15 protein-coding genes are annotated in these 13,962 nt (G+C 72.9%); 6 read left to right on the top strand and 9 right to left on the bottom strand.

The features are described from left to right. Positions 1 to 620, bottom strand: a 620-nt coding sequence (locus Q0L15_RS22855; protein WP_296607158.1) for a pyrophosphate--fructose-6-phosphate 1-phosphotransferase, incomplete at its 3' end; no start/stop codon positions are given. 183 nt (positions 621 to 803) lie between these two features. Between Q0L15_RS22855 and Q0L15_RS22850 the strand changes: the two genes are divergently transcribed. Continuing rightward, positions 804 to 2,234: an alpha-N-arabinofuranosidase gene (locus Q0L15_RS22850; protein WP_296607157.1), complete on the top strand. Its 1,431-nt coding sequence runs from the start codon at positions 804 to 806 to the stop codon at positions 2,232 to 2,234. On the opposite strand, the gene Q0L15_RS22845 is transcribed toward Q0L15_RS22850, so the two are convergent. Further along, the gene (locus Q0L15_RS22845; RefSeq protein WP_296607156.1) at positions 2,200 to 3,450 is read right to left on the bottom strand and encodes an MFS transporter; all 1,251 of its coding nucleotides are present in this window, start codon (positions 3,448 to 3,450) and stop codon (positions 2,200 to 2,202) included. The genes Q0L15_RS22850 and Q0L15_RS22845 overlap by 35 nt on opposite strands. A 75-nt stretch (positions 3,451 to 3,525) precedes the next feature. On the opposite strand from Q0L15_RS22845, the gene Q0L15_RS22840 reads away from it, so the two are divergent. Together Q0L15_RS22840 and glpK are read left to right on the top strand one after the other, a co-directional pair. After that, entirely contained in the window at positions 3,526 to 4,347 is an 822-nt protein-coding gene (locus Q0L15_RS22840; RefSeq protein ID WP_296607155.1) for a DUF1028 domain-containing protein, read from the top strand. Then, positions 4,344 to 5,825: a glycerol kinase GlpK gene (glpK, locus tag Q0L15_RS22835; protein WP_296607154.1), complete on the top strand. Its 1,482-nt coding sequence runs from the start codon at positions 4,344 to 4,346 to the stop codon at positions 5,823 to 5,825. Before Q0L15_RS22840 ends, glpK begins: the two co-directional genes overlap by 4 nt. Here the strand turns inward: glpK and Q0L15_RS22830 are convergent. From Q0L15_RS22830 to Q0L15_RS22820, 3 genes are read right to left on the bottom strand one after another with little or no spacing between them, the layout of a single operon-like run. Continuing rightward, complete coding sequence (locus Q0L15_RS22830) at positions 5,822 to 6,709, bottom strand: hypothetical protein (RefSeq protein WP_296607153.1); 888 nt, start codon at positions 6,707 to 6,709, stop codon at positions 5,822 to 5,824. The genes glpK and Q0L15_RS22830 overlap by 4 nt on opposite strands. Continuing rightward, positions 6,706 to 7,221: a flavin reductase family protein gene (locus tag Q0L15_RS22825; RefSeq protein WP_296607152.1), complete on the bottom strand. Its 516-nt coding sequence runs from the start codon at positions 7,219 to 7,221 to the stop codon at positions 6,706 to 6,708. The genes Q0L15_RS22830 and Q0L15_RS22825 overlap by 4 nt, the downstream gene beginning before the upstream one ends. Further along, positions 7,218 to 7,952, bottom strand: a complete 735-nt coding sequence (locus Q0L15_RS22820; RefSeq protein WP_296607151.1) for a 1-acyl-sn-glycerol-3-phosphate acyltransferase — start codon at positions 7,950 to 7,952, stop codon at positions 7,218 to 7,220. Before Q0L15_RS22820 ends, Q0L15_RS22825 begins: the two co-directional genes overlap by 4 nt. Positions 7,953 to 8,064: 112 nt before the next feature. Between Q0L15_RS22820 and Q0L15_RS22815 the strand changes: the two genes are divergently transcribed. The 3 genes from Q0L15_RS22815 (at position 8,065) to Q0L15_RS22805 (ending at position 10,682) form a co-directional block, all read left to right on the top strand. Next, positions 8,065 to 8,838, top strand: a complete 774-nt coding sequence (locus Q0L15_RS22815) for an alpha/beta fold hydrolase (RefSeq protein ID WP_296607150.1) — start codon at positions 8,065 to 8,067, stop codon at positions 8,836 to 8,838. 20 nt (positions 8,839 to 8,858) lie between these two features. Further along, complete coding sequence (locus Q0L15_RS22810) at positions 8,859 to 9,320, top strand: hypothetical protein (protein ID WP_296607149.1); 462 nt, start codon at positions 8,859 to 8,861, stop codon at positions 9,318 to 9,320. 117 nt (positions 9,321 to 9,437) lie between these two features. Continuing rightward, entirely contained in the window at positions 9,438 to 10,682 is a 1,245-nt protein-coding gene (locus tag Q0L15_RS22805; protein ID WP_296607148.1) for a TIGR00300 family protein, read from the top strand. Here Q0L15_RS22805 and Q0L15_RS22800 read toward each other — a convergent pair. The 4 genes from Q0L15_RS22800 to Q0L15_RS22785 are packed head-to-tail and all read right to left on the bottom strand — an operon-like array spanning position 10,615 to position 13,898. Next, on the bottom strand, positions 10,615 to 11,622 hold the full coding sequence (locus Q0L15_RS22800; protein WP_296607147.1) for an ROK family protein: 1,008 nt from the start codon (positions 11,620 to 11,622) through the stop codon (positions 10,615 to 10,617). The two genes, Q0L15_RS22805 and Q0L15_RS22800, sit on opposite strands and share 68 nt — an antisense overlap. A 14-nt stretch (positions 11,623 to 11,636) precedes the next feature. Beyond that, entirely contained in the window at positions 11,637 to 12,578 is a 942-nt protein-coding gene (locus Q0L15_RS22795) for an ROK family glucokinase (protein WP_296607146.1), read from the bottom strand. Beyond that, the gene (locus tag Q0L15_RS22790; protein WP_296607145.1) at positions 12,575 to 13,045 is read right to left on the bottom strand and encodes a hypothetical protein; all 471 of its coding nucleotides are present in this window, start codon (positions 13,043 to 13,045) and stop codon (positions 12,575 to 12,577) included. The genes Q0L15_RS22795 and Q0L15_RS22790 overlap by 4 nt, the downstream gene beginning before the upstream one ends. A 1-nt stretch (position 13,046) precedes the next feature. Further along, entirely contained in the window at positions 13,047 to 13,898 is an 852-nt protein-coding gene (locus Q0L15_RS22785) for an ArsA family ATPase (RefSeq protein WP_296607144.1), read from the bottom strand. Positions 13,899 to 13,962 lie beyond the last annotated feature (64 nt).

The following is a 13,962-nucleotide window of genomic DNA, read 5'->3' as shown; positions in this document are numbered from 1 at the left end:
GCGGTCGCGGCGGTCAACCAGCCGCAGTTGCGACCCATGACCTCGTGGATGATCAGCATCCGCGGGTTGGAGGAGTGCTCGGCGATGATGTTGCGGGCGAACAGCGCGCCCTGCTCGGCAGCCGTCCACGCGCCCAGCGACTGGCGGATCGGCACCACGTCGTTGTCGATGGTCTTGGGCAGGCCGACCACGGTGAGCTCGTAGTCGTTCTCGTGGAGGTACGCCGCGAGGTCGGCCGCCGTCGTGTTCGTGTCGTCGCCACCGATGGTGTGCAGGACGTCGACGCCGTCCTTGGTCAGCTGCTCGGCCGCCACGTGCAGCGGGTCCTGGCCCTCCTGGACGAGCCCGCGCTTGACGCAGTCCTTGACGTTGGTGAGCTTGACCCGGCTGTTGCCGATCGGGCTGCCGCCGTAGCGGTGCAGCAGGTGCGCGTTGGCCCGGACCTCCGGGGTGATCTCGATGTAGCGACCGCCGAGCAGACCCGCGTAGCCGTTGAGGTACGCGATGATCTCGACCTCGGGCTCGAGCTCGGTGTAGCGCTCGATGAGCGCCCCGACGGCCGAGGACAGGCACGGGGCGAGGCCACCGGCGGTGAGGAGGGCGACGCGTCGGACGGTCATGGAGTTCGGTTCTCTCTGCTCGCGGGCCCCGGCACGGGCACCTTTGGACGTTCACAACAGACACTTCGACTCTAGTCGGGCCAAAGCCCGACGGCCACCCTCCCGACCGGGCCCAAAGGCATCGATGTGCGGGCCCAACGGCCCGGTGGTCGAGCGTTCTCGCAGACCTCGATACTGGCTCTCGTGACTGATCCCGTCCAGCCCGTGCGCGCCTCGCTGACCCTCGACCCGGCCTTCCGCGTCGGCCCCGTCGACCCTCGGCTGTTCGGCTCGTTCGTCGAGCACCTGGGCCGCTGCGTCTACACCGGGATCTTCGAGCCGGGCCACCCGAGTGCGGACGACCGCGGGTTCCGAGGCGACGTGCTCGACCTCGTGCGCGAGCTGGGCGTGAGCGTCGTGCGCTACCCCGGCGGCAACTTCGTCTCGGGCTACCGCTGGGAGGACGGGGTCGGCCCGGTGGCCGACCGGCCCACACGGCTCGACCTGGCCTGGCACACGATCGAGACCAACGCCTTCGGCACCGACGAGTTCATGGCGTGGTGCCGCGAGGCCGGCGCCGAGCCGATGATGGCGGTCAACCTCGGCACCCGCGGGATGCAGGAGGCGCTCGACCTGCTCGAGTACTGCAACCACCCCGGCGGCACCCGGCTCTCCGACCTGCGGCGGGCCAACGGCGCCGCGGAGCCCCACGACGTACGCCTGTGGTGCCTGGGCAACGAGATGGACGGCGACTGGCAGATCGGGGCCATGAGCGCCGCGGAGTACGGCGCGCTCGCGGCTCGCACCGCCCGCGCGATGCGGCTGGTCGACCCGCGCATCGAGCTGGTCGCCTGCGGCAGCTCGCACAGCGGGATGGCGACGTTCGGCACCTGGGAGGCGACCGTCCTCGAGCAGTGCTACGACACGGTCGACTACGTGTCGCTGCACAGCTACTACGACCCGCTGGAGAAGTCGGTCCCCGAGTTCCTCGCCGGCGCCGTCGACCTGGACCGCTCGATCGAGGAGGTCGTCGCCACCGCCGACCACGTTGCCGCCCGGCTGCGCTCGCGCAAGCGGCTCAAGCTCTCGGTCGACGAGTGGAACGTCTGGTACGTCTCGCGCTGGGACCCCGCGAGCGTCACGGAGTGGGAGCAGGCGCCCCGCTTGCTCGAGGACGTCTACGACGACGTCGACGCGACGATGGTCGCCAGCCTGATGATCACGCTGCTGCGGCACGCCGACCGGGTCGCCGTCGGCTGCCTCGCCCAGCTGGTCAACGTGATCGCGCCGATCCGCACCGAGCCCGGCGGTCCGGCCACCCGGCAGACGACGTTCGCGCCGTTCGCCCAGATCGCCGCCGCGGCCCGCGGCTCGGTGCTGCGCGTGGAGCCCCAGGTCGCGACGTACGAGAGCGAGGCCGGCGACGTGCCGCTGGTCGACGCCACCGCGACCTACGACGACGAGACCGGCGACCTCGCGCTCGTGCTGGTCAACCGGGCGACCGACCGAGCCGCCCAGGTGAGCGTGGACCTCCGCGCCTTCGGCGAGGCGTACGGCGGGCGGCTCGACGTGCAGCTCGCGCCGGTGTCGTGGGAGGTGGTCAGGCCGCAGCGGGCTCCTCGGCCCGGTTCGTGACCTCCCGGGCGGCGTGCGGGAGCACCCGCCCGAGCAGCACGGTCAGGCCGGCTCCGGCCAGCGACAGCCCGACCAGCGCCCACCAGATCGGCGTCGCGCCCCGGTCGAGCAGCCACGCGAACGCGACCGGCGCCACGGTGCTCGCCAGGTTCCACGCCAGCTGGATCAGCGACAGGTAGCGACCGCGCAGGTGGTCGGGCGCGGCCTCGGCGGACAGCGCGCCGAGCACCGGCCCGCCCAGCAGCTCCCCGACGGTGTAGACCGCGGACCCGGCGATCACCACCGCGGTGGCCAGCGCCACCGAGAGCCGGCTCGCGCCCAGCAGCACCACGAACGAGGCGGCGAACACCAGGTTGGTCAGCAGCAGCACCCGCCAGCGCCGCGCGCCGGTCATGCCGCGCACCACCAGGCCCTGCCCGAACCCGACCATCAGGGTGTTGAGCGTGAACACCGCACCGGTCACCCAGCCGGACAGCCCGAGCACCGTGGTGGCGTAGACCGGGATGGCGAAGTTCAACACCATCATCGCCAGCGAGAACACGAGCTGGGTGGCCCACAGCAGCCGGTAGGGCCGGTCGCGGAGCACGGTGCCCCAGGCGCCCTCGACCGCACGATGCCCCGCGCTCGCCGTGGGCGGCACCGCGAGCAGCAGCGCGAACGCGACGACGTACGACATCGCGTTGGCGACCACGACGGAGTAGTACGCCGCCGGGGTGCCGATCGTGATCGCGAGGCCGGAGGCGAGCCCGCCGACCGCGAAGCCGACGTTGCGCAGCGCGCCGAGGAAGCCGAACCAGCGCTCCCGCTCCCCCGGCGCCGAGATCGCGGCGACGATGTTGCCGTAGGAGCCCCAGAACGCCGTGCGGCCGATGGTCACCACGACGGTCCACAGCGTGAGGCCCACGAAGGAGTCGGTGGCCAGGTAGGCGAAGAACCCGCCGGCCTGGAGCAGGTTGCCCGCGAGCAGCACGTGCTTGGCGCCGTACCGGTCGACCAGCGTGCCGATGAAGGGGCCGGCCGGCAGCGCGACCGCCGACGCGAGCGAGATCGCCGCGCCCACCTGCACGAGGCTGAGGTCGGTCGTGACGAGGAAGTAGAGCATCGAGACCGGCATGAACACCCCGCCGCCGACGGCGTCGATCGCGATCGCCGTGACGAAGCGGCGGTGGTGGCCGATCGAGGGGAATCCGAGGGAGGCGCTGATGCGGTCGAGCACGTTCCCATCCTCGGGGGTGGGACCCGCCGGTCGCCATCCGGTTATGGCCCGGCCCGGAGTGACTAGGGTCGGGCCATGACGTTCTCGATCGTGGCCCGCTCCGCCGACGGTGAGTCGTGGGGCGTGGCCGTCGCCTCCAAGTTCCTCGCCGTCGGCTCGGCGGTCCCGGCCGCCGTCGCCGGTGTCGGCGCCATCGCCACCCAGGCCGACGCCAACGTGGCCTACAAGGGCCTGGCGCTCGCCCACCTCGACGACGGCGCCACCGCCGAGGTCGCGCTGCAGCGGCTGCTGGAGGAGGACGAGGGTCACGACCACCGCCAGGTCGGCATCGTCGACGTCGACGGCAACGCCGCCAGCCACACCGGCACCGCGTGCCTGGATTGGGCCGGCAGCCGCACCGGACCGGGCTACGCGATCCAGGGCAACATCCTCACCGGCGCCGAGGTCGTCGACGCCGTCGAGGCCGCGTGGCTCGCCTCCCCCGAGGACGCACCGCTCGCCCACCGCCTGCTCGAGGCGCTCACCGCCGGCGACGAGGCGGGCGGCGACTCGCGCGGACGACAGTCGGCGGCGCTGCTCGTGGTCGAGGAGGGCGCCGGGTACGGCGGGCTCGACGACATCGCCGTCGACCTGCGCGTCGACGACCACCCGGCGCCGATCGGCGAGCTGGCACGGCTGCTCGAGCTCAACGACCTCTACCTCACCGCCTCGACCGAGGAGGAGAAGGTGCCGGTGACCCCCGAGCTCGCCGAGGAGCTGGACCGGCTGGCCCGCGAGGCCGGGGCGCGCGACTTCGCGGCCTGGGTCGGCACCGAGAACTACGAGATGCGGGTCGCCGCCGACGGGTCGTGGATCGACGAGAAGGTGCTGGCGATCATCCGGGGCGACCGGTCGTGAGCGTCCTGGCCATCGACGCCGGCACCACCGGCGTCACCGCGGTCGTCGTCGAGAAGGACGGGTCGATCGCCGCCAAGGGCTACGAGGAGTTCGCCCAGCACTTCCCCCAGCCCGGCTGGGTCGAGCACTCGCCCGAGGAGATCTGGCAGGCCACCCTGCAGGCGGTCCGCGACGTGCTCGACGGCTACGACGCCGGGAAGCTCGAGGCGGTCGGCATCACCAACCAGCGCGAGACGATCGTCCTCTGGGACCGCGAGACCCTCGGGTCCCCGCGCCGGGCGATCGTGTGGCAGGACCGGCGTACGGCGGAGCTGTGCACGCGGCTGCGCGAGGAGGGCCACGAGGAGCGGGTCAGCGAGCTCACCGGTCTGCGCCTGGACCCGTACTTCTCCGGCACCAAGCTGCTGTGGCTCAAGGAGAACGAGCCGCACACCTGGGCCCTGGTCGAGTCCGGCCGCTACGCGATCGGCACCGTCGACTCGTACCTGATCGCCCGGATGACCCGCGGCACCTGGCACGCCACCGACGTCTCCAACGCGTGCCGGACCCTGTTGCTCGACCTCGAGACCGGCGACTGGTCCGACGAGCTCTGCGAGCTGTTCGGGGTCCCGCGCGACGCGCTGCCCGAGCTCGTGCCCAACTGGGGCGAGATCGCGACGACGGACCCGCGGACGTTCCTCGACCTCTCGCTGCCCATCGCGGGGCTCGCGGGCGACCAGCAGTCGGCGCTGTTCGGCCAGACCTGCTTCGACGAGGGCGACTCCAAGTGCACCTACGGCACCGGGTCGTTCATCCTGACCAACACCGGGTCGACCATCCAACGCTCCGACGCGGGCCTGCTCGCGACGGCGGCGTGGCGCTCCCCCGACGGCCGGCTGACCTACGCCTCCGAGGGCGCGATCTTCGTGACCGGCGCCGCGGTGCAGTGGCTGCGCGACGGGCTGCAGCTCGTCGGCTCGGCCGCCGAGACCGAGCCGATCGCCCGCACCGTGCCCGATGCCGGCGGCGTCGTGTTCGTGCCGGCCCTGACCGGCTTGGGCGCCCCGCACTGGGATCCCCACGCCCGCGGCCTCATCGTCGGCCTCACCCGGGGCACCACCCGGGCCCACCTCGTCCGCGCCACGCTGGAGGCGATCGCCTTCGAGGTGCGCGACGTGCTCGACACCATGTCGGCGTCGGGGTCGGGGCTGTCCTCGCTGCGCGTCGACGGCGGCGCCTCGGCCAACAACCTGCTCTGCCAGATCCAGGCCGACCAGGTCGGGGTGCCCGTCGAGCGCCCCAAGACCGTGGAGACCACCGCGCTCGGGGCCGCATTCCTCGCCGGCCTCGGCGCCGGGGTGTGGGACTCCACCGACGACCTGCGCGAGACCTGGGCCCTCGACCGCCGCTTCGAGCCCCAGCTCGACCGGGCCACGGCCGACGCCGCCCACGCCCGCTGGACCGACGCCGTCGAGCGGTCGAAGGGCTGGGCCGACTAGCGCTTCTCGAGCTTCTCGAGAGCGGCCTGGGCGGCGTCGCGGGCCTTTCGGGCCTCGACGACGGCGCTCTCCGCCTCGTCGCGCGACTCCTCTGCCTCGGAGAGCTCGTCGTCGACCTCCTCGGCGGCTGACTCGAGCTCGGCGATCCGGCCGCGCAGCTCGTCGAGCTCGGCCTGCAGCTGCAGGCTGCGCGCCTCGAGCTCGTCGTACGCCGCCGTCGCGTCCTCGTGGGCCTCCGTGGCCTCGTCGAGCTCGGACTGAGCGGCCTCCAGCGCCTCGCGCGCGGCGGCGATCGCCTTGCGGTCGGCCTCGGGGTCGGGCACCACGTGCAGCCCTGGGCGCGGGGGCGGCTCGGCGTCGCGGGAGGGCGCCTCGAAGCCGAGGGCCTCGGGGACCGCGATCGCACCCGCGACATCCGCGGGGTCCAGGCCGGTGGTGGCCAGCGCGCTGACGAGCATCCCGCTGCGCACCGCCTTCGCGCAGTCGGCGTCGATCATCGCGGCGGTGAGCGTGGCCTCGACCTGGTCGGCGATCGCGTCGGTGACCTTGGTGCCCTCCTCGCGGGCGGTGCGACGTGCCTGCGTCGTCACGGCCGCCGTGAGCTGACGGCGCTGCTTGGTCAGCTCGCGCAGCGCGTCGCCCGACATCGAGGCCTGGGCCTCGCGCAGCGCCGCGCCCACCGAGAGCACCTGCTCCACCTGCTCGGTCTCGCGCCGGACGAGCAGGTTGACGACCCAGGCCGCCACCGACGGCTTCCTGAGCGCCTTGACCTGCTTGGCGAGGTCCGTGCCCTTGAGCTGCTTGGCCCGGGCGTCGCGCGCCGGGGTGAAGTCGGCGAGCGGGAGCCCGTACAGCTCGTCGGCGATGTCGAGCAGCTCGCTCACAGCCGCACCCATCGGCCGCGGCGGCTGCCCAGCGGCTCGTCGTCCTCACCGACCTCGACCCGCTCGACCAGGCAGGTCAGCAGCGACGACCAGCCCACCTCGGCGCGGGTCTCGAGCCGCACTCCCGCCCAGGCGGGCGCATCGGTGAGCCGCGGCCCCCACTCGGTGTCCTCGAACTCGCCCGTGCGGAACGGGCCCCCCGGAGCGGGGGCGGTGCCGGCGAACGCCTCGGCCAGCTGACGGTGCCGCCACGACAGCAGCTGCACCACCGCGCGACCGTCGCCGTCCCCATCGTCGGCCAGGACGTCGTGGAGGTCGCTGTCGGGGTCGAGGAGCACCAGCACCCGGGCCGGGTCACCGTGGGCGACCATCAGCGAGGAGACGGTGAGCCCCGCGCGCTCGCGTCCGGCGCCGGCGGTGACCAGCGAGACCGCGCCGCCGAGCCGGCCGCGGAACCGGCGTACCGGGTCGCGATCGGGGTCGAGGAACGGGTGCTCGCTGTGGATCGTCACGACGCGAGCTTGGGCTCCTCGGCCTCGCCGTCGTCCTTGGCGCCCTTCTCGGCCTTCTTGGACTCCTCCTTGGCGCGGGAGGCGTAGGTGTCGACGTACTCCTGGCCGGAGAGATGCATGATCTCGTACATGATCTCGTCGGTGATCGAGCGCAGGATGTAGCGGTCGTTCTCCATCCCCTCGTAGCGGGAGAAGTCCAGCGGCTCGCCGAAGCGGACCACCGGCCGGGTGAACCGGCCGAACTTCTTGCCCGGCGGGGCGATCTCGTCGGTGCCGACCACCGCCACCGGGATCACCGGCACCTTGGCCTCGAGCGCGAGTCGGGCGACGCCCACCTTGCCGCGGTAGAGCCGACCGTCGTGCGAGCGCGTGCCCTCGGGGTAGATGCCGAACAGCTCGCCCTCGGCCAGCACCCGCTTGGCGGAGATGATCGCGCCCTCGGCGGCGCCGCCGCCGGACCGGTCGATCGGCACCTGCCCGGAGCCGGCGAAGAACGTCCGCTGGAGCCAGCCCTTGACGCCCTTGCCCGTGAAGTACTCGGCCTTGGCCACGAACGTGACGCGGCGAGGCAGGGTCAGCGGCATGAACAGCCAGTCGGCGTACGAGAGGTGGTTGCTCGCGAGGATCGCGGGACCCTCGGCCGGCACGTTCTCGGCGCCGAAGGTGCGCGGACGGAACACCAGGCGCAGCCAAGGACCGAGGGCGATCCACTTCAGGAACCAGTAGAACACCGACGACCTCCCACCCGACCCGAGACATCCGACGGGCGAAGCCTAGACCGTCGACCTCCACTTGCCCCATACCGCCGTCCGCGGAGACCTCCGGTGGTGCAGAATCCCGGCCATGACGACCCACCCCCTCGCCTCGCCGTACTCCCGACCGGCGCAGCCGGAGCTCACCGGCGGCCGCCGGATCGGCGTGCTGCTCAGCCACGGTTTCACCGGCCAGCCGGCCTCGATCACTCCCTGGGGCGAGGCTCTGGCGGAGAAGGGGTACGCCGTCGAGGTGCCCCGGCTGCCCGGGCACGGCACCACCTGGCAGGAGCTGAACACGCTGACGTGGGCGGACTGGTACGCCGAGATCACCCGGGTCTTCGAGAAGCTCAGCGCCGAGAACGACGCGGTCGTCGTCGGCGGCCTGTCGATGGGTGGCGCGCTCGTGCTGCGGCTCGCCGCCGACCACCCCGACCGGGTCGCGGGTGTCGTCGTCGTCAACCCGGCGCTCGCCACCAAGCGGCTCGACGTGAAGCTGCTGCCGGTGCTCAAGCACGTGGTGCCGTCGTTCCCCGGCATCGCCAACGACATCAAGAAGCCGGGCGTGCAGGAGCACGGCTACGACCGCACGCCGCTGAAGGCCATCCACTCGATGATGCGTGCCTGGCCCGCCCTGGTGGCCGACCTGCCCCGGATCACCGCACCGGTCCTCTACTTCCGCTCCACCGAGGACCACGTCGTCGACGAGGCCACCGAGCCGCTCATCCTCTCCGGGCTGTCCTCCCGCGACGTCACCGTGACCCGGCTCGAGAACAGCTACCACGTCGCGACGATCGACAACGACGCCGAGCTGATCCACGAGGACAGCGCGGCGTTCATCGCCCGGGTCGCCTCCGGTTCGTAGCGACGGCATACGCTCGTCTCGTGCAGCCGGACCGACCCGACCAGCCGGACCGTCCCGACGGCGACGACGAGGACCGGGCCTGGCGCGCCATCGTCGAGAACTACGGCGACCGCGCCGAGCTCGACGATCCCGAGCCGCCGACGCCTCCGGCCCGCCCCTCCGCGCCGTTCGGCGGCCGCTACGGCGACCTGCGCAGCTTCGGTCCCCCCGAGGACGAGGAGGAGCCGTTCCTCGCCGACGACGAGGGCTTCGAGCCGCCCGAGCCGCCGCCGATCCCCCGCACGACGCCCGACCGGCTGGCCGCCTGGATCGGCATCTTCGGCTCCCCCACCATCCTGCTGATCTCGCTGATCTTCTCGTTCTCGCTGCCGGCCTACGTCGGCTACCTCCTGGTCGCGGGGTTCGTGGGCGGGTTCCTCTACCTCGTCCTCAAGATGCCCCGCGGTCCCCGCGACCCCTGGGACGACGGCGCCCAGGTCTAGCTCCCGCGCACCCGACGTACCTGTCGTCCGGCGAGCGGATCGACGACAGATACGTCAGGTGGGCGCGGACCGAGGTGCCGCGGCGCGATCAGCGAGGTCAGTCGTTATGGTCCTCGGGTGAGCGCGCACGAGTCGGTCGAGATCACCGGACACCTGATGGACCACGGGATCCTGTCCCGGGTGCTCGACGACATCCGGGAGTACGGCGGCGACTACGCGATCGAGCGGTTCGACGTGGGCCGCGAGACCGATGACACCTCGCACGCCGTGATCACCGTGACGGCCGAGGACACCGACGCGTTGGAGCGGCTGCTGATGCGGCTGCAGACCCGAGGGGTCAACCTCGTCGACACCGGCGAGGCGGCGGTGACCGAGGCGGACCGCGACGGTGTGTTCCCCGACCACTTCTACTCGACCACCAACCTCGAGACGCGGGTGCGCATCGAGGGCACCTGGCTCGACGTCGCCAACCCCGAGATGGACTGCGGCCTGATCCTCGAGCGCGACGACCAGGGCAGGCCGAGGCGCGTCTACACGCTGCCGATGTCCGACGTACGCCGCGGGATGCTGGTCGTCACCGGCGCCTCCGGCATCCGGGTCACCGTGCCCGCGCCGAGCCGGACGGCGGGCGCGTTCGGGTTCATGGAGTCCGAGGTGTCCTCCGAGAAGCCGCAGGCGGTGCTGGTGCGCCAGGTCGCCGACGGGATGCGCGAGGCCAAGGCCTCCGGCAAGAAGGTGCTCTGGGTCGCGGGGCCCGGCGTGGTGCACACCGGTGCGTCGCCCGCGATGGTCGCGCTCGTGCACGCGGGGTACGTCGACGTGCTGTTCGCCGGCAACGCGCTCGCGACCCACGACATCGAGTCCGCGCTCTACGGCACCAGCCTCGGCATCGACCTGGCCCAGGGGCGCGGCGTCGAGCACGGCCACGAGCACCACATCCGCGCGCTCAACACGATCCGTCGCGAGGGATCGATCAAGGCCGCCGTCGACAGCGGCGTGCTGACCGGCGGCATCATGCACGCGATGGTCACCCACGAGAAGACGTTCGTGCTGGTCGGCTCGGTCCGCGACGACGGGCCGCTGCCCGACGTCTACACCGACGTCATCGACGGCCAGCGCGCCATGCGCCAGAACCTCACGGACGTGGGCTTCTGCCTGATGGTCGCGACCATGCTGCACTCGGTCGCCACCGGCAACATCCTGCCGGCGTCCGTGCCGCTGGTGTGCGTCGACATCAACCCCGCGACCGTCACCAAGCTCGCCGACCGCGGCTCGTCCCAGGCGCGGGGCATCGTCACCGACGTCGGGCTGTTCCTCGAGCAGCTCGCCGTCGAGCTCGTGCCCGGGTACCGGCGCTCCTGAACGTCTGACGGGCCAGCTCCGCGGCACCGATCGCGCCCGCCTCGGGCCCCAGCGCGGCCCGGACCACCGGCGGGATCGTGCGGTGCGGGGCGCCGACCAGCGACTCGCGCAACGCTTCGCGGGCGGGATCGAGCAACAGGTCGCCCGCGGCGGACAGCCCCCCGCCGATGACCACGATCTCGGGGTCGAACGCCGCGACGAGGTTGGCCACCCCGACGCCGAGCCACTCCCCGACCGTGGCGAACGCGTCGAGCGCCACCGGGTCGCCGGCCTCGGCCGCGGCCGTCACCATCGGCCCGGTCAGCCGCTCGGGGTCCCCGTCGCACGCCGCCTCCATCGAGGTCGGCTGGTGGCCGATCCGCGCTCGGGCGTGCCGCACGAGCGCGTTGCCGCTGGAGTACTGCTCCCAGCACCCCGACCCGCCGCACTCGCAGTCCAGGCCACCAGGCACCACCTGCATGTGCCCGAACTCCCCCGCCATGCCGTTGTGGCCGCGGTGGACGGCACCGTCGAGCACGACGGCGCCGCCGATGCCGGTGCCCATCGTCACGACCAGCGCGTCGGCCGCGTTGCCGACCGCGCCGTAGGTCAGCTCGGCGCGCGCCGCGCAGTTGGCGTCGTTGTCGAGCACCACCGGGGCGCTCCACCGCTCGGCCAGCCGGGCCCGGACGCCCTCGTCGCGCCAGGGCAGGTGCGGAGCGAACCGGACCCGTTCCCCCTGCGCGTCGACGAAGCCGGCGGCCGCGATCCCGATGGCGCCGATCCGCCGGATCCCGGCGATCTCCTGCACGGCCTCGGTCAGCGCGTCCTCGACCAGCCGGGCCTCGACGCGCCGACCCGGCGTCGTACGCCGAGCCGTGCGCAGCACGCGTCCGGAGCGGGAGACGGCGGTGGCGAGCACCTTCGTGCCGCCGATGTCGACGCCGATGAACAGGGGCACGCGCGCGGTCCCGTCTAGCGGCGGGAGAGGTCGGCCGCGCCGATCAGCCCGGCGCGGTTGCCCAGCCGGGCCTTGCGGATCTCGGGGATCGGCCGGAAGCCGCGGCCGACCAGCTGGCCGGCGAACGCCGCCCGCGTCGGCTCGAGCAGCAGGTCGTCGGCCTCGCTCACGCCACCACCGACGACCACGACCCCCGGGTCGAGGATCTCGGTGAGCGAGGCGATCCCCTCGCCCAGCCACCGACCCAGCTCGGCGAGCTGCTGGCGGGCGCCCTGGTCACCGTCGCGCGCGGCGTCGGTGATGAAGGGGCCCGTGATCTTGGAGATGTCGCCGCCGGCCCGCTTGAACATGCCGTGGGCGATCATCGCGCCGGACATCGCCGCCGCCCGCGCCTCCCGGACCAGTGCCGAGCCGCTGGCGTACTGCTCGAAGCAGCCGTGCTTGCCGCAGCCGCACAGGATGCCGTTGGGCACCACCCGCATGTGCCCGATCTCCGCGCCCACGCCGTTGGCGCCGCGGTAGACCTGGCCGTCGAGCACCAGGCCGCCGCCGACGCCGGTGCCGACCGTGACGAGCAGCAGGTCCTCGGCGTCGTGACCGGCGCCGAAGGTGAACTCTCCCCACGCCGCGGCGTTGGCGTCGTTCTCGATCACGACCGGCAGGTCGACGCGCTTCTCGAGCTCACCCTTGAGGTCCTCGTTGCGCCAGGCGACGTTCGGGGCGAACAGCACCACGGCGCGCGCCTTGTCGACGTAGCCGGCCGCCCCGACCCCGACCGTCGCGATGTCGTGCCGCGAGCGCAGCTCGATGACGAGACCGGCGATGGCCTCCTCGATCGCCTCCGCGTCGGTGGCAGGCGACTCGACCCGCAGCTCCTCGAGGATCGTGCCGGACTCGTCGACCACCCCCCCGGCGATCTTCGTCCCTCCGACGTCGATCCCACACGCCAGGCTCATCTGTCTCCATCCTCAGGTCCGTCCACGCCGGAGTCCTCCGGCTCCTCCGGCCAGTCGCCGGGGTCGTCGTCGAGATCGATCCGCTCCACCCCGCTGGGAGCGGCGTGACCGTCGGGCACCGCCGTGGCCAGCATCCCCGCCGCCGCCTGCACCAGGGCGCTGGCGGCCGTCGTCAGGTGGGCTCGCACCTCCGGGGAGGCCTGGCGCAGCACGTGGACCGTGCGGCAGATCGGGCAGTAGGTGCACTCCGCCGAGCCGGTGGCGAGGTGCTCGTCGACCTCGTGGGCGGCGCGGGCCGCGTGGCCGGCGAGCCCGGCGAACCCGTCCCCGATGCCACCGCTCTGGTCGCGGGCCCACTCGGAGAGTGCGCCGAAGAGCTTGGCCGCCTCCTCGGCGACCGAGCCGACCTCCGGCTCGGGACCGCGGGCGGCGTCGCCGTCGCTCGGGCCCTCTCCCTCGTGGCTCACGTCATCTCCCCGTCTCGTTGTCGGTGGTCTCGACGAACCGCACCTGCAGCTCACCGTGCTCCACCCGGGCTCCGGCGATCGCGAAGCGTGCCAGCCCGGATGGGAGCGTGACCAACCGACGATACGATCCCACGGTCACGACCAGATCGTCGCCCTTGCGCGCGAGATCGACGTCGGTGCGCGAGACCAGCGGCAGCGAGAGCCGCACGACCGCCCCGCCCTCGCTGCGGCGCACCCGCAACGGCGCCTTGCCGGGGGCGCTCGCCAGCGGGTCCGCCTCGGCGTACGCCGCGCGGGCGAGGTCGGCGAGCGGCTCCACGCCCACCGGCTCGCGGGGGCGGTACGCCGAGCGCCAGATCGGCAGCCCCGCGAAGGACTCCTCGACCCGGCCGAGGACCTCGTCCTGGGCCAGCACCCACCCGGCGCGCCAGTCGTCGGCGTCCTCGGCAGGGAAGATCCGGTTGGCGATCACGCCGTCGACGCGATAGCCGAACAAGGACAGCGTCGTGTAGGAGCGGCGCGCCTCGGCGAGCACGACGTTCTCGGGGGTCAGCACCAGCCGCACGCTCGCGTCGGGCCCGGTGAGCAGCGTGCGCACCTCGTCGAGCTCACCGTGCAGCCGCTCGATCGCGTCGAAGACCGAGTCGCCGGGCATCGGCACTCCCGCCGCCCGGGTCAGCACCGGGCGCAGCGCCTTGACCACGCGCCGCTCGACGGGGAAGACGCGGTCCATGTACCAGCCGAGCGCCTCGGGGAGCGCGAGCAGCCGCAGCGTCTCGGCGGTCGGGGCGCAGTCGACGACGATGACGTCCCACTCGCCCGCGAGCGCGTGCTGGCGCAGCTCGAGCAGCACTGGCGCGACATCGGCCTGTCTTCGAGGGCGGCGTGATGCGCATCTTCTGGCTCGCCTCCTATCC

The sequence above is a fragment of the Nocardioides sp. genome (assembly GCF_024509035.1).
Classification (GTDB): domain Bacteria; phylum Actinomycetota; class Actinomycetes; order Propionibacteriales; family Nocardioidaceae; genus Nocardioides.
The sequence above is the reverse complement of the archived record's forward strand: the minus strand, read 5'-3'. Positions and strand labels throughout refer to the sequence as shown.